Source organism: Gordonia sp. 852002-50816_SCH5313054-c (assembly GCF_001665925.1).
GTDB classification, from domain to species: domain Bacteria; phylum Actinomycetota; class Actinomycetes; order Mycobacteriales; family Mycobacteriaceae; genus Gordonia; species Gordonia jacobaea.
In genome coordinates this window covers 1-19,951 of record NZ_LZTE01000012.1, presented here as the reverse complement: position 1 = coordinate 19,951, position 19,951 = coordinate 1, and the positions used below count along the sequence as shown (strand labels likewise).

General features: G+C 65.2%; 17 protein-coding genes. 9 read left to right on the top strand and 8 right to left on the bottom strand.

Going from position 1 to position 19,951, the window contains the following annotated elements; genetic code table 11:
• Positions 1-18 precede the first annotated feature (18 nt).
• The 5 genes from A5788_RS00750 to A5788_RS00730 form a co-directional block, all read right to left on the bottom strand.
• Positions 19-633 carry a class I SAM-dependent methyltransferase gene (locus A5788_RS00750; RefSeq protein WP_064870138.1) on the bottom strand — a complete coding sequence of 205 codons (615 nt, stop codon included), beginning with the start codon at positions 631-633 and terminating at the stop codon, positions 19-21.
• Between the two features lie 31 nt (positions 634-664).
• On the bottom strand, positions 665-1,177 hold the full coding sequence (locus tag A5788_RS00745) for a DUF4395 domain-containing protein (RefSeq protein WP_064870136.1): 513 nt from the start codon (positions 1,175-1,177) through the stop codon (positions 665-667).
• Positions 1,178-1,350: 173 nt separating this feature from the next.
• A complete protein-coding gene (locus A5788_RS00740; protein ID WP_049699738.1) occupies positions 1,351-1,659 on the bottom strand; it encodes a hypothetical protein in 309 nt (102 codons plus the stop codon).
• Between the two features lie 5 nt (positions 1,660-1,664).
• Complete coding sequence (locus A5788_RS00735) at positions 1,665-2,852, bottom strand: fatty acid desaturase family protein (protein ID WP_049699737.1); 1,188 nt, start codon at positions 2,850-2,852, stop codon at positions 1,665-1,667.
• A 2-nt stretch (positions 2,853-2,854) separates the two neighbouring features.
• Positions 2,855-3,940 carry a ferredoxin reductase gene (locus A5788_RS00730; protein WP_064870134.1) on the bottom strand — a complete coding sequence of 362 codons (1,086 nt, stop codon included), beginning with the start codon at positions 3,938-3,940 and terminating at the stop codon, positions 2,855-2,857.
• Positions 3,941-4,192: 252 nt separating this feature from the next.
• Between A5788_RS00730 and A5788_RS00725 the strand changes: the two genes are divergently transcribed.
• The 4 genes from A5788_RS00725 to A5788_RS00710 all read left to right on the top strand — a co-directional run bounded on the left by A5788_RS00725 (position 4,193) and on the right by A5788_RS00710 (position 11,417).
• Positions 4,193-5,560 (top strand): MFS transporter, encoded by a 1,368-nt coding sequence (locus tag A5788_RS00725; RefSeq protein ID WP_049699735.1) that lies wholly within the window; start codon positions 4,193-4,195, stop codon positions 5,558-5,560.
• Positions 5,561-5,639: 79 nt separating this feature from the next.
• Complete coding sequence (locus A5788_RS00720) at positions 5,640-6,296, top strand: HAD family hydrolase (protein WP_064870208.1); 657 nt, start codon at positions 5,640-5,642, stop codon at positions 6,294-6,296.
• Positions 6,297-6,396: 100 nt separating this feature from the next.
• Positions 6,397-8,121, top strand: coding sequence for an AMP-binding protein (locus tag A5788_RS00715; RefSeq protein WP_064870206.1), 1,725 nt, complete (start codon positions 6,397-6,399; stop codon positions 8,119-8,121).
• Positions 8,118-11,417, top strand: coding sequence for an acetyl-CoA carboxylase family protein (locus A5788_RS00710; RefSeq protein WP_064870204.1), 3,300 nt, complete (start codon positions 8,118-8,120; stop codon positions 11,415-11,417). Before A5788_RS00715 ends, A5788_RS00710 begins: the two co-directional genes overlap by 4 nt.
• Positions 11,418-11,532: 115 nt before the next feature.
• Here A5788_RS00710 and A5788_RS00705 read toward each other — a convergent pair whose 3' ends face one another.
• From A5788_RS00705 to A5788_RS00695, 3 genes are read right to left on the bottom strand one after another with little or no spacing between them, the layout of a single operon-like run.
• The gene (locus A5788_RS00705) at positions 11,533-12,540 is read right to left on the bottom strand and encodes an NADP-dependent oxidoreductase (protein WP_064870202.1); all 1,008 of its coding nucleotides are present in this window, start codon (positions 12,538-12,540) and stop codon (positions 11,533-11,535) included.
• Positions 12,537-14,048: an AMP-binding protein gene (locus A5788_RS00700; protein WP_064870201.1), complete on the bottom strand. Its 1,512-nt coding sequence runs from the start codon at positions 14,046-14,048 to the stop codon at positions 12,537-12,539. The genes A5788_RS00705 and A5788_RS00700 overlap by 4 nt, the downstream gene beginning before the upstream one ends.
• A gap of 47 nt (positions 14,049-14,095) precedes the next feature.
• Complete coding sequence (locus A5788_RS00695; RefSeq protein ID WP_049699833.1) at positions 14,096-14,572, bottom strand: MaoC family dehydratase; 477 nt, start codon at positions 14,570-14,572, stop codon at positions 14,096-14,098.
• 201 nt (positions 14,573-14,773) lie between these two features.
• Between A5788_RS00695 and A5788_RS00690 the strand changes: the two genes are divergently transcribed.
• From A5788_RS00690 to A5788_RS00670, 5 genes are all read left to right on the top strand, one after another.
• Positions 14,774-15,535 carry an SDR family oxidoreductase gene (locus tag A5788_RS00690; protein WP_049699729.1) on the top strand — a complete coding sequence of 254 codons (762 nt, stop codon included), beginning with the start codon at positions 14,774-14,776 and terminating at the stop codon, positions 15,533-15,535.
• Between the two features lie 93 nt (positions 15,536-15,628).
• Positions 15,629-16,381: an SDR family oxidoreductase gene (locus tag A5788_RS00685; RefSeq protein WP_064870199.1), complete on the top strand. Its 753-nt coding sequence runs from the start codon at positions 15,629-15,631 to the stop codon at positions 16,379-16,381.
• A 53-nt stretch (positions 16,382-16,434) separates the two neighbouring features.
• The gene (locus A5788_RS00680) at positions 16,435-17,643 is read left to right on the top strand and encodes an acyl-CoA dehydrogenase family protein (RefSeq protein ID WP_064870197.1); all 1,209 of its coding nucleotides are present in this window, start codon (positions 16,435-16,437) and stop codon (positions 17,641-17,643) included.
• A 38-nt stretch (positions 17,644-17,681) separates the two neighbouring features.
• The gene (locus A5788_RS00675) at positions 17,682-18,797 is read left to right on the top strand and encodes an acyl-CoA dehydrogenase family protein (RefSeq protein WP_064870209.1); all 1,116 of its coding nucleotides are present in this window, start codon (positions 17,682-17,684) and stop codon (positions 18,795-18,797) included.
• A 79-nt stretch (positions 18,798-18,876) separates the two neighbouring features.
• Positions 18,877-19,860 carry an NADPH:quinone oxidoreductase family protein gene (locus tag A5788_RS00670; protein ID WP_064870195.1) on the top strand — a complete coding sequence of 328 codons (984 nt, stop codon included), beginning with the start codon at positions 18,877-18,879 and terminating at the stop codon, positions 19,858-19,860.
• Positions 19,861-19,951 lie beyond the last annotated feature (91 nt).

The following is a 19,951-nucleotide window of genomic DNA, read 5'->3' as shown; positions in this document are numbered from 1 at the left end:
CGTGTCAGAACGCAACCTTCACCGACGCCGCGCCATCAGGTGGAGTTCGGGGAACCGATGTGTGTCGTCGGCCTGCGCGATCAACCGCCACGCTTCGTCGAAGCCTGCGTCGAACAGCATGCGCGCGAGCGCATCCGGATGCCAGCGCCAGGCAGGCGCGACGCGGTGATCGAACGCGGTGGTGTCGGCACTCAACGACGCCTGAGTGCCGATCAACACCGGTGCTCCGCTGGTCAATCGGGAGGCCCAGGCCGCAAGCACGTCGGGCAGTTCATCCGGCGGCACGTGAATGAGACTGAACCGAGCCAGAATTGCGCCGCACTCGATGTCGGCCGCAGCTCGCGCGAGCAGCGCGTCGTCGTCGATGAAGTGACACTCAGGGTGTGTACGCATCGCGATGGTGCGCATCCCGTTGCTGGGTTCGAGACCGACCGTTCGTACGCCCCACTGGACGAGATCGGCTGTGACGTGGCCGATTCCGCAGCCGACGTCGAAGACGGTCACGGATGGATCATGCTCGCGGACCTCGTCGGCAAATGCCTCGACGGCATGACGTTCGACGGCGCACTGATACGGCGTCGGAAAGGAGTCGGCGTATAGCTGCGCCAGCGCGTCGTATCCGGGCTGTTCCACCGTGCCAGTGTTACATCGGCGCCGGGGTAACTCAGTGAGTGTCGGCGGGTGCCTGCTCCGGGTTGCGTAGCCAGATGTTGTTGCAGGCCTCGCACACGTCCTCTGGGATCACGCCGCGCTGCTGCAGGAACCCGAAGATCACGCAGCCGAGGCAGAATCCGAACACCGATTCCAACAACGCCGCGACGATCAGCAGCCCGACAACGATCTGCGCGGCCAGTCCGTAGCCGAGCAGGCTCAGGACCAGCGCCGTGGTGGAGAAGGCGAGTCCGATGGCTTGTGCGAAGCGCTTGGGTGGTCCGGGGACGAGCTTGCTCTTACGCCAGATCTTGGGGGCGATGACCCGCACGGAGAGTTGCCCGAACGGCGACAGCTTGGGGCCTGCCATCACGCGCAGCAGGAATCCGAGGGCAAGCAACGCGTAGACGATGGGGTGATTCACCACGATGGCGACGATCGCCAGGATGACGACCAGCCCTGCCGTCGACCGCGCGGCGTACTCGTTGACCGGGTTGGGGAAGGTGAGGATGGCTGGTGCGGACACGGGACTCCCAGGCAGATGCGGCTAGCGAAACACCACAACTTTACGGTGCACCCGATCTCGGCTGCCAACGTTGCCGTCACGGTGATCGGAACCCCGCTGACCTGCGCGGATTGATCCGCAGACACAACAGCGGGGCCTGATCGGATCAGGCCCCGCTGTGACAGTGCGACGAACTAGGCGCGGTGATGCTCTTCGGATGCGTCCTTGCGGTCGGTCTCGATGGCTCGGATCGCCGTCTCGGTGGCGTCGGCATCGTCGATCGCGTCGACCAACTCCGCGTCGACCACCTCGCGATGGTCGTCGGCCTTGGCCTTTCGAGCCGCATCACGCATCTCGAAACCGTCGGTGACGATGTCGCCTACTTCGCGCGCGACGTCGGCGACCGCCGTCGTGATGATCGTCGCGATCCGTCCGACGTGCGTTGCGGTGGATTCGACGATCTCCTGGACGAAGTCCTTGTTTCGTTCGTAGCGATCGATCATGGGCGTCAGGCTACTCCGGCCGACTTCTCTCGCTCGACGATGACGGTGAGATCGTTGTCATCGGAGGTCATGAAGTTGGGCAGCGAGAGCTTCGCGATCTTCGACCACGTCGACGTCAACTGCTGATGCAGCGGGCCGGTGTTGTACGGCAGGCCGTACTTCTCGCAGATCGCCTGGACATCCTCGGAGATCGTGGGGTAGCGGCTCGCGGGAATGTCGGGGAAGAGGTGGTGCTCGATCTGGTGCGAGAGGTTGCCGCTCATGATGTGGAACAGGCTGCTCCCGGTGATGTTCGCCGAGCCGAGCATCTGTCGCAGGTACCACTGGCCGCGCGTCTCGTCCTTGCATTCTTCGGCGGTGAATGTCTGTGCGCCGGTGGGGAAGTGGCCGCAGAAGATGATCGAGTACGCCCACAGGTTGCGCACCAGGTTGGCACTGGCATTGCCCAGCAGCGTCGGCAGGAAGAACGGACCCGACAGCGCCGGGAACACGATGTAGTCCTTGAGAACCTGCCGGCTCGCCTTGCGCCACATGCCCTTGACCAGGCCCTTGACGTCGGTCCACTTGCGCTTGCCCGCCACGATGTTCTCGGCCTCGAGGTCGTGGAGCATCACGCCCCACTCGAACAGCAACATCAGCGCCGTCGCGTACCCGAGATTGCCCAGGTAGTAGGGGTTCCACTTCTGGTCGCGCGCCATTCGGAGGATGCCGTAGCCGATGTCACGGTCCTCGCCGATGATGTTGGTGAACGTGTGGTGCACGTAGTTGTGGCTGTGGCGCCACTGCTCGGCGGGGCACACGGTGTCCCACTCGAACTCGCGCGAGTTGTAGGTGTCTTCGCGCATCCAGTCGTACTGGCCGTGCATGACGTTGTGCCCGATCTCCATGTTGTCGAGGATCTTGGACACGCTCAGCGCGCCGACGCCTGCGATCCACGCGGGCGGGAACCAGCCGAAGAACAGCAGGCCGCGGCCGGCGATCTCGAAACCACGCTGCGCGCGGATGATCGAGTACAGGTATTCGCGGTCCTTCGTGCCGAGGTCGGCGACGACCCGCGCGCGCACCTCGTCGAGGTCGCGACCGAGCGCTTCGACCTGCTCGTAGCTCAGGTGAAGGGTGTTGGGGTCCGACGACCCGCGCAGGGCGGGCGGGACGTTGGTGTGTTCGGACGGGGTGATGGTGGTGACAGTCATTGTTAAACCTCGATTTCCACGTCGCCGACAGGTGCGTTGATGCAGAGCTGGATCTGCTTGTCGGCTTCGCTGTCGATGTCGCCGGTCAGCACGTTGCGGGTGCAGCCGGATTTCTTTACTGCGGTGCAGGAGAAGCAGATTCCCATTCGGCAGCCCGACTTGGGAGACAGTCCTGCAGATTCCGCCTGATCGAGAATGGTGCGGCCGTCGTTGGCTGCGACCTTGCCGGACGTCGTGAATGCGACGTCGCCGGAGATCGGTTCGTCGGGATCGATGATCGCCGCCGGAGCCGGGCGGAAGGATTCACTGTGCACTCGTGCGGTGGGGTGGGCGTCGGCGAGATGGTCGATAACAGCATCCATCAGCGTCGACGGCCCGCAGACGAAGACGTCAGCGTCGTCGAGAGCGATGTCGTCGAGATGCCCCGTCGTGAAGTGTCCTGCCTCGAGGTCTCCGTGGGCTCCGCGGGTGTACCGCAGGCGCACGTCGACGTTCGAGTGCGCGGCCGCGAGCGCATTGAGCTCGGTGGCGTATGCGACGTCGTCGGGCGTCCGTGCGTAGTGAATGAACGTGATGGGTCCGCTGTGCGCTGAGGCTACAAGTGTTCTCAACATCGACAGGGTCGGCGTGACGCCGCTGCCGCCGCTGATGAACACGACCGGGCCCGCCGGGCTCCGGGGTAGCACGAAGTCGCCGTCGGCTTGTTCGAGGCCGTAGACGTCGCCGACTCTCGCATTGTCGCGAAGGTAGGTCGAGACGAACCCGTCGTCGTGGGCGGTGATGGTCAACTCGATGACGTCGGAGTGTCCCTGTGCGTTGGCAGGGGAGAAGCAGCGGACGTGTCTGACGCCGTCGATAACCACCTTGAGCTGGATGAACTGCCCCGCGCGGTGGCCGCGCCACTGCCTGGTCGGTGCCAAGGTGATGCGGACGGTTCGCGAGGTCGGACGTGTCACGTCGACGACCTTTGCGCGCAGATCGCGCCAGGTGATCATGGGGTCGAGCAGTTCGAGGTACCGGTCGACCGGATGCGGCGAGAGCCCTGCTTCGACGACCGATCCGATCATCTCGGGAAGACGGATACTCATGGTGTGCTCCGTTCGGAAGCGGTGATTCGTGTGGCTGTCACAGCCATTCAGTGAACGACTGTGCTCTGAATAGTGTTGCACGAGTTATCTCGGATGTGCACCCCGAATCGGATCTGCAAGCCAGCTCTCTCAGTGATCTTGAGATGAGCCACATCACTCCGTTTTGTCTCAAGTGATTGACATCACGACGTTTGTCTCTGAATATGAACTCATATTCAGTTCAACCTGCTGAAGCCGAATGAGGAGTAATCGATGACATCAGAAGTGGTTGCCCAGGGCGACGAGGTCGCGCAGGGAAGGAGGCGAGCGCATCGGAAGTTGCTTGCCGCAGGGCTCGTCGGCAGTTCGATCGAGTGGTACGACTTCTTCCTCTACGGGACTGCTGCGGCACTGGTGTTCCCGCATATCTTCTTCCCGGACTCGTCGCCGCTGATGGGGACACTGCTGTCGTTCAGCACCTTCTGGGCAGGCTTCGTCGCGCGCCCGATCGGCGGGATCGTGGCGGGCCACTACGGCGACAAGTTCGGGCGAAAGCCCGTCGTGGTGGTGTGCTTGTTCGTGATGGGCTTGGCGACATTCCTGATCGGGTGCCTGCCGACCGCTGGAACGATCGGAGTCGCGGCGCCGATCCTGTTGGTCTCGTTGCGATTCCTGCAGGGGCTGGCATGTGGCGGGCAATGGGGCGGAATCGTGCTGTTGCTGACGGAATCTGCAAGCCCCAAGCGGCGCGGTTTCGCGGGCACCTTCGGTCAAATGGGTGTGGCATGCGGTGTCCTGCTGGGCAATCTGATCTTCCTGGGATCGAGTTCTGCGGTGTCGAATTCGGCGTTCCTCGAATGGGGTTGGCGTATTCCGTTCCTGCTCAGCGTCGTGCTGTTCCCGGTGGTCTACTTCATCCAGACGCGTGTCGAGGACAGTGACGAGTTCAAGGAGCTGGAACAGGAAGTCGCTGAGGGTAGGCAGGAAATCGTGCAGGCGCCGCTGGTCGAGGCTGTCAAGAAGCACTGGCGGACGATCTTGCTGGGTTGCGGGCTGCTCGCGGCTACCAACTCCATCTTCTACATCTCGATTGCGGGCGTATTGAGCTATGCGACAGCCGAACTCGGCATGGATCGCGACCAATTGCTGATCGGGTCCATGCTCAGTTGCCTCGTCTCGCTCCCGGTCACGATCTGGGCGGGTTCGTTGTCGGACAGGATCGGACGCCGACCGCTCATCATCATCGGTGGCCTCGGGATTCTGCTGTGGGCGTTCCCGTACTTCATGCTCGTCAACACGGCGTCGTTGCCGATGTTCATGATCGCGGTCTCGGTGGCCGCTGTGTTCCAGTCGATGACCTACGGGCCTGTCGCCGCGTACATGGGTGAACTGTTCGAACCGCACGTCCGGTACTCCGGCGCCTCGCTGGCCTACCAGCTCGCCGCCATCCTGATCAGCGGATCGACGCCGTTCATCATGACCTGGCTGATCTCGGCTACCGGAACCACGACGTTGGTCGCCGCTTTCGTCGCGGTGATGGGGCTGATCACCTGTGCGTCGGCATGGCGTTTGCGGGAGACGAATCCCGCGTCGGTTCGAGAGGATCCGAACGCGGTGCCCGGTCTCGCCGCCACGAACTGACTCACGACGACAGAGCTGCCCACCTTTGTGAGGTGGGCAGCTCTGTTGTTGGGGACGTGTCGTGTGTTACAAATTGAATATGACCTCAAGTTCAACTGTGCGATCCAGTTCAACTACGCGATCAGCCGTACTCGTCGACTTCGGGGGAGTGGTGACCACCAGCGTGCTCGACGCATTCCGCGGCTTCGGCACCGAGATCGGTGACCGCGACCTGCCACTGCATCTGCTCGGACACGACGAGCAATCGCGCACGTTGCTCGCCGATCATGAAGCAGGTCGGATCGACGCCGAGACCTTCGATGTGGGTTTCGCCGCCCGGCTCGGGGCACATGGCGTGACTGTGTCCTCCGAAGGGCTCTCCGCGAGAATGCAGCATCGACTCGAGCGTGACGACGAGACGGTCGCGATGCTGAGCAGGCTGCGCGCTGCATCGGTTCCGGTTGCCCTGGTGTCCAACGCATTCGGACGAGATACCTATGCGGGCTTCGAGTTGAGTGAGCTCGCGGATGTCGTTGTCATCTCGTCAGAGGTCGGGATACGCAAGCCGTCGCGGCGGATCTTCGAGATAGCGTGCGAAAGGCTCGGAGTGGCCCCGCACGAATCGGTGATGATCGACGACCTCCAACAGAACCTCGACGGTGCGGCGAAGCTCGGGATCGCGGGGGTCCTCCATACCGACGGCGCTGACACCGCGAGGCAACTGAGCGAGACGTTCGGGCTGCCCGCAACCGCATGAGTTCTTTGTAGGCAGCCAACTGTGTCGAGGTCGGACCGTGATGTCGGCACCGCAGATGTCCACCGCGTGGACGCATGATCGAAATCCGAGGAGATGCACTGTGAACACCTCAACGACGACCACCTCGCCGACACCAGCAGTCGACGACCCGCTCGAGAGCGCGTTGGCCGAGGTCGGCCGCGTCCAACAGGCGCACTGGCCCGTCGACGTCCCGCGGACCGTGGAATCCTCGGTCGACGCGCAGGGCATCGTCGGTTACCTGCGGCACTGGGCACGCGAGACTCCCGCTGCGGTCGCGATCGCCTTCTATGGACGCGAGATCACCTATGCCGAATACGACGCACTATCCGACAGCGTCGCCGGCTGGCTTCGCGCCCAGGGGATCGGCGTCGGCGACAGCGTTGGCCTGTACCTGGGCAACTGTCCGCAGTTCCACATCACGATGCTCGCGATCCTCAAACTGGGTGCCGTCCATGTGCCCGTGAATCCGATGCTGCGCGAGCACGAACTCGCTCATGAACTCGCCGACGCCGAGGTGAGTGTGGTGCTGACCCAACCCGCGCTCGCCGGCCTCGTCGAGGCGGTTCGCGATCGCACTCAGGTGCGCGTCGTCGCGACGACGGATCCCTCCGACATGCTGCTCGCGGACAGTCCCGACGCGCCGTTCGAGCGCACCGGGCAGGAGACGGACTGGGCTCGGATCGTCGCAACGCCTGCGCCCACCGACTTCCCGGAGATCGACCCCGATCGTCTTGCCGCGCTGAACTATACGGGCGGGACGACCGGAATGCCCAAGGGCTGTCAGCACACTCAGGCGCACATGCTCTACACCGCCGTGACGGCGACTGCGGCCCATGGTCGTCGGGTCGGGGCCGTGCATGGCGCGTCGCTGGTCTTCATGCCGGTGTTCTGGATCGCCGGGGAGGACACCGGCATCCTGGTCCCGCTGGTGAACGGCGACACCGTCGTCTTGCTGACGAGATGGGACGCGCGTGTCGTACTCGACAGCATCGAGAACTATCGCGTGGATTCGATGATCGGCACCGTCGACAACTACATCGAATTGATGGAGCGCGAAGACTTTTCGACGCACGACCTCACATCGTTGACCAACCCGCTCGCGGTGTCGTTTGTGTCCAAACTCGACCCGACGGTCCGGGCTCGCTGGCGCGAGGCCACCGGGAACACGTTGCGCGAAGGCAGCTACGGGATGACCGAAACGCACACCGCGGACACCATCACGCTCGGCTATTCCGCCGACGACTACGACCTGTTGGGCGACCCGGTGTTCTGCGGCGTGCCCGTTCCCGGAACCGACATCCTGATCGTCGACGCCGATGGCAATCCGGTTCCGCTCGGAAGCGAGGGTCAGATCATCGTGCGTAGTCCGTCGGTGATGCTGGGCTACCACCGCAATCCCGAGGCGACTGCCGACGCGTTGCGTGACGGTTGGCTGCAGACAGGCGATTTCGGCAAGTTCAGTGACCGCGGAGCGCTGCACTACCTGGCGCGCAACAAAGAGATGATCAAGACCAACGGCATGAGCGTCTTCCCCTCCGAGGTCGAGTCGCTGCTGATGCTTCATCCGGCCGTCGACAAGGCTGCGGTGGTACCCAAACCTGATCGACGACGAGGTCAGATCGCCTTCGCATTCGTGCAACTACGCGACGGAGAGAAGCTCACGGCCGACGAGGTCGTCGCATGGGCTCGACAGAACATGGCAGGCTACAAGGTGCCCGAGGTCGAGATCATCGAACAACTTCCGATGACCGCGACGGGCAAGGTCCGCAAGGGCGATCTCTTCGCGAAGGTTGGCAAAGCATGAGTTCAGCAACCGTCCTCGTGGCGAACCGCGGGGAGATCGCACTCCGCATCATCCGCACCGCGCGGGAAACCGGGCATCGCGTCGTCGCGGTGTATGCCGCCGACGATGCGCAGTCACCACACGTCAGTGCCGCCGACGAGGCCGTCGCGCTCGAGGGCGTCGGAGCGCAGGCGTACCTCGACGTCGACGCGATCATCGACGCCGCACAGCGCACCGGGGCAACGTTTATTCATCCTGGATACGGATTCCTCAGCGAGGAGCCACGTTTGGCGCGTGCCTGCGCTGCCGCAGGGCTACGGTTCGTCGGTCCGTCGGCGGAGGCTCTCGAGACGTTCGGCGACAAGGCGTCGGCCAGACGAGCAGCGATCGCCGCAGATGTACCCGTACTCGACGCCACCGAGAGCGGTGTCGACGAGACGCAGGTTGCCCAACTGCTTGCAGCACACCCGTCGGGCGTGATGATCAAAGCGGTTGCAGGCGGTGGCGGTCGAGGCATGCGCGAGGTCACCTCTCCCGACCAGATCGCCGACGCGATGAAGGCATGTGCCGCAGAGGCACAGGCAGGATTCGGCAACGCGGACCTGTTCGCCGAGGAACTCTGCGGTTCGGCGCGGCACATCGAGGTGCAGATCATCTCGGCGGAGTCCGCCTCGGGGACAGGAGCTTCGGGAACTGGGGCGTCAGGAACAACAGCACTCGCGCTCGGTGATCGCGACTGCAGTGTGCAGCGCAGGCATCAGAAGCTCATCGAGATCGCACCGGCACAACACCTCTCCGACGACATGCGTGCCGGGTTGCACGCATGCGCGGCTCGGCTGTGTGCCGCCAACGGATATCGCGGTCTGGCGACTGTCGAGTTTCTCGTCGCGGGAGACCGATTCGTCTTCCTCGAGGTCAATCCGCGAATTCAGGTGGAGCACACCATCACCGAGGAGGTGACCGGCTGCGACCTCGTCGAGATCGGGTTGGCCATCGCCGCAGACCGGCGCTTCGGAGAGCTTGGGCTACCCGCGGGCATCACCTCCGACGGTGAATCCGTGACCGGAACGCCCGTTGATGCCGCTGGTGTCGCGATCCAGGCTCGCGTGAACATGGAGACGACAACCGCAGACGGCACAACGGTGCCGCAATCGGGCACCTTGCGATCGTTCTCCGCGCCAACCGGTCCCGGGGTGCGGGTGGACACGTTCGGGCGGCCGGGTCTCACGACGAGCCCGCGCTACGACTCGTTGCTCGCCAAGGTGATCGGCCACACCGCGCGGGGCGACTTCACCATCGCGACGCGCAAAACGGCCGACGCGTTGGCCGAATTCGTCATCGACGGCGTCGCGACCAACGTCGGTCTGCTGCGCGCGATACTCAGCGACAAGGCATTCGGCGCAGGCTCGGTCACGACGGGCTATCTGGGCGAGCACATCGACGAACTCGTCGCGCGCGCAACCGACTTCGACGCTGCAGGCGCGGTTGAACCGACAGCCGACGACGCCGCGTCGCCGGATGCCAGTGTCGAGCTCGCCGACGGTGAGGACGTGCTGGTGGCACCGATGTCGGGTGTCGTCGTCGAGGTGGCCGAGGCGGGCGTCGCAGCGGCGCCCGGGACGGCACTCGTCGTGCTGGAAGCGATGAAGATGCAGCACACCGTGACCATGCCCGCAGCGGCAACACTGATCCGGGCGCTGGTCGATCCGGGTCAGGCCGTAGCAACGGGTCAGCCGCTGGCTGTCGTCGGAGCTGCTGGCGGTGATGCGGATGTGGAGACTCGTGCCGAGATCGACCCGGACCACATCCGGCCCGATCTCGCCGAGATCAACGCGCGACACGAGGTGACGCTCGACGCCGCGCGCCCGGGCGCGGTTGCCAAGCGTCACCGAATTTGTCGACGCACCGCTCGGGAGAACATCACCGACCTTGTCGACGAGGGCAGCTTCATCGAGTACGGGGCGCTGGCACTCGCCGCCCAGCGCACGCGCCGCACCGAAGAAGACCTCGTTGCGAACACCCCCGCAGACGGGCTGGTTGGCGGCGTCGCGACGATCGGTGCCGACCGGTTCGGTGCCAAAGCTGCTGAAGCTGTGGTGATTTCGTACGACTACACGGTGCTGGCGGGCACGCAGGGGTTGCGTAACCACGCCAAGACCGATCGCCTGATCGAATTGGCCAAGCGAAAGAATGTTCCACTCGTGCTCTTCGCCGAGGGCGGTGGAGGCCGGCCGGGCGACACCGATGCCAACGGCGCGGCGGGCCTGGAGCTCAACACGTTTCGCGAGATGGCCTCGCTGCGCGGCCGAGTGCCGACGGTCGCAGTTGTCTCGGGGCGGTGTTTCGCGGGCAACGCCGCGCTCGCCGGAGCGTGCGACGTTCTCATCGCCACACCCGAAGCCAACATCGGCATGGGTGGTCCGGCAATGGTCGAAGGCGGCGGTCTCGGCGTCTTCCGTCCCGAGGACATCGGTCCGGTCGATCTCCAGCGTCGCAACGGCGTCGTGCATATCGCGGCGCGTGACGAGGCAGACGCCGTCGATCTGGCACGGCGATACCTGGCGTACTTCCAGGGCGACGTCGTCGACTGGGAGGCGCCGGACACCAGGCTCTCCAGGCATGTGGTCCCCGAGAATCGACTGCGCGCCTACGACGTTCGCGAGGCGATCGACTCCATTGCGGATCCCTTCTCGACGCTCGAGGTGCGGGCCGATTACGGCATGGGAGTCGTCACCGCGCTGATCCGAGTCGAAGGCGTGGCATATGGAGTGCTCGCGAACTCGACTGCGCACCTCGGAGGCGCGATCGACGCGGAGGCCGCGGACAAGGCTGCCGACTTCCTGGAAATGTGCGAAGCGCACAGGCTCCCGGTGGTGACCCTGTGCGATACACCGGGATTCATGGTGGGGCCGGAGTCCGAGGAGCATGCGACCGTGCGGCGGTTCTCGCGGTTGTTCGTCGCGGGTGCGCGGCTGACGGTGCCGTTGGGAACGATCATCCTGCGCAAGGGCTACGGGCTCGGGGCGATGGCGATGGCGGGCGGTTCATTCCACGCACCGCAGTTCACCGTCGCGTGGCCGACCGGCGAGATCGGTCCGATGGGACTGGAGGGCTCGGTGCGGCTGGGTTTCCGAAAGGAACTCGAGGCGGTCGACGATCCCGCCGAGCGGGACGCGTTGTTCGCCGAGTTGGTGGCGAAGGCGTACGAACACGGCAAGGCGCTGCACTCGGCCACGACCTTCGAACTCGACGACGTGATCGACCCCGCCGACTCACGCGCCTGGATTCGTCAGCTCGGTCGTCAGCGACACCAGTAAGAGCGACACCAGTAAGTGCGACACCAGTAATAGCGACACAACTACAACAGCACCAGAAAGCCCAGAGCGGGGGAGGAAATTTCCTCCCCCGCGCTGGGTTTCGTTCCAGCGGGTACTAGCGGATCTGCAACACGAGCTTGCCCGTGTTGGCGCCCGAGAACAGCATGGCGAGCGTGTCGCCGAACGCGGTGATGTCGCCCTTCTCGACCTGCTCGGCCGCGGTGATCTGACCCGACCGAATCCAGGCCTGCAATGCGGCCTGGGCCTCCGGGTAGCGACGCCGGTAGTCGAAGATGATGAATCCCGCCATCGATGCACGGTTGATCAACAGCGACAGGTAGCGCGACGGTCCGGGCGGTGGCGTCGTGGCGTTGTACCCCGAGATGGCTCCGCAGATCGCCACGCGCGCGTGCGTACGCAACTGTGCCAGAGCCGAATTGAGAATATCGCCGCCGACATTGTCGAAGTACACGTCGATGCCCTCAGGGGCGGCCGCACGCAGCGGCCTGCCGATGGAACCCTGCTTGTAGTCGATGGCAGCGTCGAATCCGAGTTCGTCGGTCAGCCATGAGCACTTGCGCTCGCCACCGGCCACCCCGATCACCTTGCAGCCCATCACCTTCGCGATCTGCCCGGCGACGCTGCCGACAGCGCCCGCCGCGCCCGAGATCAGTACCGTGTCACCCGGCTTCATCTTGGCGACGTCGATCAGGCCGAAATACGCTGTCATACCGGGAAATCCGAGCGCGCCGAGCCAGGTCGGTGCGGGCGCGAGATCGGTGTCGACCACCGTGATGTCCCGACCGTCGGAGACGGCGTACTCCTGCGCACCGAAAGGCCCGGACACCACGGTGCCCACCGGGTACGTGTCATTCTCCGATGCGACGACGGTGCCGACGGCGTGTGCGCGCATCACCTCTCCGATGCCCACCGGAGGGATGTACGACGGAACGTCGTCGAGCCAACCGCGCATGGCGGGATCGACCGAGACATAGTCGACGGCGACAAGGAACTCGCCCGCCGCCGGTTGTGGGATCGGTTCCTCGGTGACGGTGAAAGTGTTCTCGTCGATCTCACCGGTGGGTCGGGCCGCGAGTCTGACCTGACGGTTGACGGAGCTCATGCGGTGGTCCTCCTCAGGGCCGTGCGATCGATGTTGCGTTTGAGGATCTTTCCGGTCGATCCCTTGGGGAGCTCGTCGACGAACAAGACCATGCGGGGAATCTTGTAGGCGGACAGACGCTCTCGGCACCACGACTCGATGTCGTCGTGAGTGGTCGTTGCTCCCGCCGTCAGTACGACGACCGCCGCGACTTCTTCGCCGTAGTGGCTGTCGGGTACGCCGACGACTGCGGCTTCGACCACATCGGGATGCTGATAGAGGATCTCTTCCACCTCGCCGGGATAGACGTTGTAGCCACCACGGATGATCAGATCCTTGACGCGGTCGACGATCCGCAGATCGCCGTCGACATCCATCTCGCCGAGATCGCCTGTGCGGAACCACCCGTCGTGCGACAGTGCCGCGGCGGTCGCCTCCTCATTGCGCCAGTAACCCTTGAACACCATGTCGCCCGCGATGAACACCTCACCGACGACGCCCGGTGCGCACACGGCCCCGTCGGCGTCACGTACCTCGACGCGCATCCGCGGAACCACGGCGCCGATGCTGCCTATCTTTCCGCCGCGGTCGATGTCGTTGAACGTCGCCATCGCGGTGGTCTCGGTCAGCCCGTAACCCTCGAGCAGGGTGCACCCGAAGCGCTCCTCGAAGGCGCGTGCGATCTCCCCGGGAAGCGACGCTCCGCCGGAGACGGCAACGCGCAGATGTGCAAACCCTTCGGCGTCCGCTTCCGTTGCCTCGTGCAGCATCGCGTTCCACATGGTCGGGACGCCGCACAGCACCGTCAGCCGATCGCGGGCGAGCATGTCGATCATTCCGCGCGGTGTGAAACGACTCAGCAGCGACATCGATGCGCCCGTGGTGAAGGCCGCCATCATCACCGACGCCTGACCGAAGACGTGGAACAGCGGCAGTCCGGTGCCCAGCCTGTCGTCTGCGGTACCCCGGCTGACCTCGCCTGCCACCTCTCCGGCCGACAGCAGGTTCTTGACGGTCAGTTCGGCGCCTTTGGGCTTCCCGGTGGTGCCAGAGGTGTAGAGCAGGGCGGCGGTCTCGTCGGGTGCACGGTCGACGGCGGCCTCGAGCGGTGTCGCGGTCACGTTGCCGGGACGCAGCGCCGAGGCGTCGAGTTGCCAGGAGGGAACACCGGCCTGGACTGCCGCGTCGGCGACTGCTGGGCCGAGCGTGACGTGCCCGATGGCCAGTGACGCCTCGGAGTTGCTCAGGAAGTAGCCGACCTCGGCGGCCGTGGACATCGTGTTGACGGTGATCACGGTGGCGCCGAGTGCCTGAATGCCCATGTAGGCAATCGCGAACTCGGGGACCGACGGTGCCGCGAGCAGCACACGCTCTCCGCGTCGGATGCCCGCATCACGCAGCGCCCCGGCATAGGCCAACGCCGCGTCGTAGAACTCGCCGTAGGTCAGTGACGTCGAGTCACCGAGAAGAGCGGTCGCATCGGGCCGTGTCGTCGCGTGACGCACGACGGGATCGATGAGATTGACCATGGGAGTTGCCTTTCAGATCAAAGTGGGTGGACACGTCGTTGTGCACGTCAGGACGCGGCGACGACCCGGGCGATCGACTCGGCGACCATCACCGGCTTGTCGGAGCCCTCGCGCTCCATGACCTGCGACGTCACCACCTGGATGCCGCCGGAGACCTCGTCGGCGGACACGACGGTGACGCGCATACGCACGCGCGACCCGACCGGCACGGGAGCGGGGAAGCGGACCTTGTTGTAGCCGTAGTTGAGGCTGTGTGCGAAACCGTCGAATCTGATCAGCTGGCTCGACAGGTGAGGCCCGAGGGACAGGGTGAGCAGGCCGTGCGCGATCGTCCCGCCGAGATCGCTGGCGGCAGCGCGCTCGGTGTCGAGGTGGATCCACTGGTGGTCGTCGGTGGCGTCGGCGAAGGCATTCACCCGGTCCTGCTCGACGGCGTACCACGGCGTCGGCCCGAGTTCGGTTCCGACCAGCTCGGCGAGATCGGCGGCCGTGGTCGGGCGGACGGGCTGTGTTGCTGTGGTCAAGGTTCCTCCTGTGATCAGATCGCCGCGGGGCGATGTTGAATCTGAAATCACCTTCAACTATAGATGGTTTTCGAGACTGCGATCACGTTATGGGTCGGTTTGTGAGGGGGCGCTCTGCCTCGCGAGCGGATTCTCAACGACGCCGTCGACGACGCCCCGCGGGTGCGTCGACCTGATCACCATCGAAAGGATCTCTGCGCCATGACATCTCACGACCTCACCGGACGGACGGCACTGGTGTCGGGTGCCTCGCGCGGTATCGGCCTCGCCGCCGCGGCTGCGCTGGCCGACGCGGGCGCCAACGTGGTCGTCACCTCGCGCAAGCAGGAGTCGGCCGACGCCGCGGCGGCTCAGATCGGACCTCGCGCACTCGGCGTCGCGGCCCACGCTGTCGACGAGGACGCCGCGCAACGCTGCGTCGAACTCACGCTGGAGCGGTTCGGCAGCATCGACATCCTGGTGAACAACGCCGGGACCAACCCTGCCGCCGGCCCGCTCATCGCCCAGGACCACGCACGATTCGCCAAGACCGTCGACGTGAACCTCTGGGCGCCCCTGCTGTGGACGAAGCTCGCCGTACAGGCGTGGATGGGTGAGCACGGGGGATCGGTCATCAACACCGCGTCGATCGGCGGGATGGTCCATGAGGCGAACATCGGCGTGTACAACACCACGAAATCGGCGTTGATCTACCTCACCGAGCAACTGTCCCTCGAGTTGTCTCCGCGCATCCGGGTGAACGGCGTCGCACCCGGCGTCGTCCGCACCAAGCTCGCCGAGGCGCTGTGGCGAGAGCACGAGCCGCAGGTTGCCGCTGCCACGCCGCTCGGCCGCATCGGCGAGCCCGAGGACATCGCGTCGGCCATCGTCTTTCTCGCCTCCGACGCGTCGTCGTGGATGACCGGCGAGGTGATGGTGATCGACGGCGGCCAACGACTCGGCGACGCCTCGCAGTACCGCTAGTCCGCCCGCGGCACGACCGAACATCAACACTCACAACCACATTCAATTCCAGCACCGTCGAAGAACCCAGTACCGAACAACGGAGGAAACACCATGACCCAGAAGGTAGCGATCGTCACCGGAGCAGCGCGCGGAATCGGCGCCGCAATCGCGAAAAGGCTTGCCGACGACGGACTTGCCGTCGCGGTGCTCGATCTCGTCGCCGCAGCATGCGCCGACACCGTGGCCGCCATCACCGCGGGCGGAGGCAAGGCGATCGCCGTGGGTGCCGACGTCTCCGACGAGGCATCGGTCAACGCCGCTGTCGAGAAGGTTGTCGCTGAGCTCGGTGCTCCGACGGTCGTCGTCAACAATGCGGGCGTGCTGCGCGACAACCTCCTGTTCAAGATGAGCGTCGACGACTGGGACACCGTCATGGCGGTGCATCTGCGCGGCGCCTTCAACGTCAGCAAGGCCGCGCAGAAGCACATGGTCGACGCCGGCTGGGGTCGGATCGTGAATCTGTCGAGCACCTCGGCGCTCGGTAATCGTGGTCAGGCCAACTACTCCGCGGCCAAGGCGGGCATGCAGGGCTTCACCAAGACACTCGCGATCGAGTTGGGCAAGTTCGGTGTCACGGCCAACGCCATCGCGCCGGGATTCATCGAGACGGACATGACCGCGGCGACCGCCGCGCGGATGGGCGTCGACTTCGACGAGCTCAAGAAGGCCAGTGCCGCAGCGATTCCCGTTGCACGAACCGGAAAGCCGGAGGACATCGCCCACACTGCTTCGTTCTTCGTGTCCGAGGGCGCAGGATTCGTCTCCGGCCAGGTCGTCTACGTGGCCGGGGGACCGAAGGACTGACGGTACGCGCCTCCCCGCTGAATCCCACCGCTACCCGAAAGGATCGATGCCCAGTGCTCACGGATGCTCCAGCGTCGGTATCTGACGACATCACCGCCGACCTCGACGCGCGCGTGACCCGGCTGCTCGCCACCCACCCGCCGACCGAGACGTCCGAAAGCGATTTCCTCGGTGCACGTTTCGATGCCGGACTGGCCTGGGTGCACTTCCCGGTCGGGCACGGTGGACTCGGAATCGCGCAGACCTATCAGGCGGGCGTCGACGCCGCGCTCGACGCGGCCGGTGCTCCCGGGCCCGCGCGCGGTCGCAATGGGATCGGACTGGGAATGGCGGCACCGACGATCGCCGCACTCGGTACCGAGGAACAGCGCGCCCGTTTCCTACGGCCGCTCTATACCGGCGAACACATCTACTGCCAGTTGTTCAGTGAACCGGGAGCGGGGTCGGACCTCGCAGGCGTGGCAACGCGTGCGGTTCGTGACGGCGACTCGTGGGTGGTCAACGGTCAGAAGGTGTGGACGTCGGGCGCGCACAACGCCCAACGCGCAATCCTGGTGGCGCGCACCGACCCCGGCGCCGTCAAACACTCCGGGCTGACGTACTTCATCGTCGACATGAGTGCGCCGGGTATCGAGATCCGGCCGCTGCGGCAGATCACCGGCGAGGCGGAGTTCAACGAGGTTTTCCTCACCGACGTCCGTGTGTCCGATGCCGACCGCATCAGCGACGTCGGCAACGGTTGGCGGGTTGCCACAACGACTCTCAACAACGAGCGGGTTGCCATCGGCTCCGGTGCTCCCCGCGAGGGCGGGATGATCGGCAAGCTCGCGCAGTGGTGGCGCCAGAATCCGGACGACCGTGAGCCCGCGGCGTTGGATCGGGTGATGCAACTGTGGATCGACGCAGAGGTCACCCGCCTCGCCGGTGAACGCCTTCGCCAACAGCTCGCGGCGGGCCAACCGGGCCCCGAGGGCTCCGCGATGAAGCTGGCTTTTGCCCGTCAGGCACAAGCGATCTCGGGACTCGAACTCGAGTTGGCAGGCGACGAAGGACTGCGCTACGACGACTGGACGCTGCGCCGCCCGGAGACCGTCGACTTCACCGGACGCGGACCCGGATACCGGTACCTGCGGGCAAAGGGCAACTCGATCGAGGGCGGAACGTCGGAGATCCTGCGCAACGTCGTGGCCGAACGCGTGCTCGGCCTGCCGCCGGAACACCGCGTCGACAAGGGAATCGCATGGAAGGACCTACCACGGTGACCACAACCGCAATTGCTACTGCACCCGGCGCCGCGCCGATGACTGCACCGCAGTCCGGGCAGCCGGACCTTGCCTATGGCGATACCGAGGAGGCGCTGCGTGCCGCGGTGCGCAGGCTCTTCGACGACCGCCTCGATCCCGCTGCGCTGTCGGCGAGCTACGACGAGCCGACGGTCGACACCGCCGCGCTCTGGAAGTCGCTCGCCAACGAGATCGGTGTCGCGGGATTGCTTGTGCCCGAACACCTCGGTGGTGCGGGGGCGACCGAGCGGGAGGCCGCTGTGGTCTTCGAGGAGATCGGTCGCGCCGTGGCACCCACCCCGTTCCTGACGAGCGCGGTGCTCGCGACCGAGGCGCTCCTACACGCTGGCGACGTCGACACGGTCAGTGCTCTCGCCGCCGGCGAGCAGACGGGAGCGCTGCTGATTCCGTTCTCGACGACGCCCGGTGCCATTGCTGCGTCGGTCGACGTCGTCGACGGGGTCCTGAACGGCAGGGTCGAGACGGTCGCCGGTGCGGTGCAGGCGGACCTGCTCGTCATCCCGGTCAACGGTTCGGACGGGTTGGAGCTGCATGTGGTGGCTGCGGACGCTGACGGAGTCGTCGTCGAACCCGTTGTGTCGCTGGATATGACGCGTCCGCTCGCCGATGTCGAGCTGGCCGGGGTCCGCGCCAATCGGGTTGACACCGCCGACGCCGCAACCGCGCTGAGCGCGGCCGTCACCACCGCGGTGGCACTGCTGGCCTCCGAACAGTACGGCGTGGCGCAGTGGTGCCTCGACACGACGCTGGCGTACGTGAAGGAGCGTCGACAATTCGGCAGGGTGATCGGCTCGTACCAGGCGATCAAACACCGTCTGGCAGACCTCTGGCTCGAAGTCAGTTCGGCACGGGCGGCCGCCCGCTATGCCGCCGACACCGCGGCTCACGGCGACCTCGACGCGACCATCGCGGCGCACATGGCGGCGTCGTACTGCGGAGACGTCGCCGTACGCGCTGCCGAAGAATGTGTGCAGCTCCACGGCGGTATCGGGATGACCTGGGAATATCCGGCGCATCTCTACCTGAAAAGGGCCAAGGCCGATCAACTCGCGTTCGGAACCGGCTACTGGCATCGCCGACGCCTTGCCGAATTGATCGGTCTCGCAAGCTGACTGCTGCTTGCCGCAGGCACAGCCTTCAGCACCGATTACCCCACAACCACATTCGTAGTCCATAGAAGGAGATACATCCATGAAAGCCTGGCGCGTCAACGAACTCGGTGATCCCCGCGACGTCCTGACCCTCGAAGAGGTCGACACACCCACCGCCGGTCCCGGCGAGGTCCTGGTGAAAGTGCTTGCCACGCCTGCCAACTTCCCCGACGTCCTGCTCTGTCAGGGCAAGTACCAGATCAAGCCGCCGCTGCCGTTCACGCCCGGCGTCGAACTGTGCGGTGAGGTTGTCGCCGTCGGTGAGGGAGTCGATCGTGCCGTCGTCGGCGAGCGGGTCGTCGGAAACCCGATTCTTCCCGGCGGGGCGTTCGCCGAGTATGCGTTGATGAATCAGGCCAACGTCTTTCACGCTCCCGATGCCCTCGACGACGCCGAGGCCGCCGCGTTGAGCATCGGCTACCAGACCGCATGGTTCGCGCTGCACCGTCGGACGCAGATCGCCGAGGGTGACTACCTCCTCGTGCACGCCGCCGCAGGAGGCGTCGGCAGCGCGGCGGTGCAACTGGGCAAGGCTGCGGGTGCGCAGGTGATCGGTGTCGTCGGTGGACCCGAAAAGGCGTTGTACGCCAAGGAACTCGGTGCAGATCTGGTCGTCGATCGACGCTCCGAGGACTTCGTGTCCGCGGTCAAGGAATTCACCGGTGGCCACGGAGCCGACATCGTCTTCGACCCGGTGGGCGGCGACGCCTACGCCGGATCGACCAAGTGCATCGCTTTCGAGGGGCGCATCGTGGTGATCGGCTTCGCGGGTGGCACCATCCCGCAACCCGCTCTCAACCATGCGTTGATCAAGAACTACTCGATTGTCGGGCTGCACTGGGGGCTCTATCAGACGAAGAACCCGGCCGTGATCGACGAGTGTCATGCCGAACTGACCAGGCTGGCCGACAAGGGACTTGTCAAACCGCTTGTGGGCGAACGACTTGCGCTCGCTGATGTCGCCGACGGCGTCGGTCGCCTCGGCGAGGGCACGACCGTCGGCCGTCTCGTGTTCACTCCCTGAGCCCGCCATACACCTCTAAGCCTCGATCCACCGATTCGTATTCGTTTGGGCGGTGAGGGATAGACGAAATGCCCTGTCTGAGTGACAGAAT

Excerpts from the sequence above, each read along its gene's own strand:
- A5788_RS00735 (WP_049699737.1), bottom strand. The coding sequence starts at position 2,852 with ATGACTGTCACCACCATCACCCCGTCCGAACACACCAACGTCCCGCCC.
- A5788_RS00685 (WP_064870199.1), top strand. The coding sequence starts at position 15,629 with ATGACCCAGAAGGTAGCGATCGTCACCGGAGCAGCGCGCGGAATCGGC.
- A5788_RS00705 (WP_064870202.1), bottom strand. The coding sequence starts at position 12,540 with ATGAGCTCCGTCAACCGTCAGGTCAGACTCGCGGCCCGACCCACCGGT.
- A5788_RS00740 (WP_049699738.1), bottom strand. The coding sequence starts at position 1,659 with ATGATCGATCGCTACGAACGAAACAAGGACTTCGTCCAGGAGATCGTC.
- A5788_RS00690 (WP_049699729.1), top strand. The coding sequence starts at position 14,774 with ATGACATCTCACGACCTCACCGGACGGACGGCACTGGTGTCGGGTGCC.
- A5788_RS00725 (WP_049699735.1), top strand. The coding sequence starts at position 4,193 with ATGACATCAGAAGTGGTTGCCCAGGGCGACGAGGTCGCGCAGGGAAGG.
- A5788_RS00720 (WP_064870208.1), top strand. The coding sequence starts at position 5,640 with ATGACCTCAAGTTCAACTGTGCGATCCAGTTCAACTACGCGATCAGCC.
- A5788_RS00710 (WP_064870204.1), top strand. The coding sequence starts at position 8,118 with ATGAGTTCAGCAACCGTCCTCGTGGCGAACCGCGGGGAGATCGCACTC.
- A5788_RS00730 (WP_064870134.1), bottom strand. The coding sequence starts at position 3,940 with ATGAGTATCCGTCTTCCCGAGATGATCGGATCGGTCGTCGAAGCAGGG.
- A5788_RS00670 (WP_064870195.1), top strand. The coding sequence starts at position 18,877 with ATGAAAGCCTGGCGCGTCAACGAACTCGGTGATCCCCGCGACGTCCTG.
- A5788_RS00675 (WP_064870209.1), top strand. The coding sequence starts at position 17,682 with ATGACTGCACCGCAGTCCGGGCAGCCGGACCTTGCCTATGGCGATACC.
- A5788_RS00700 (WP_064870201.1), bottom strand. The coding sequence starts at position 14,048 with ATGGTCAATCTCATCGATCCCGTCGTGCGTCACGCGACGACACGGCCC.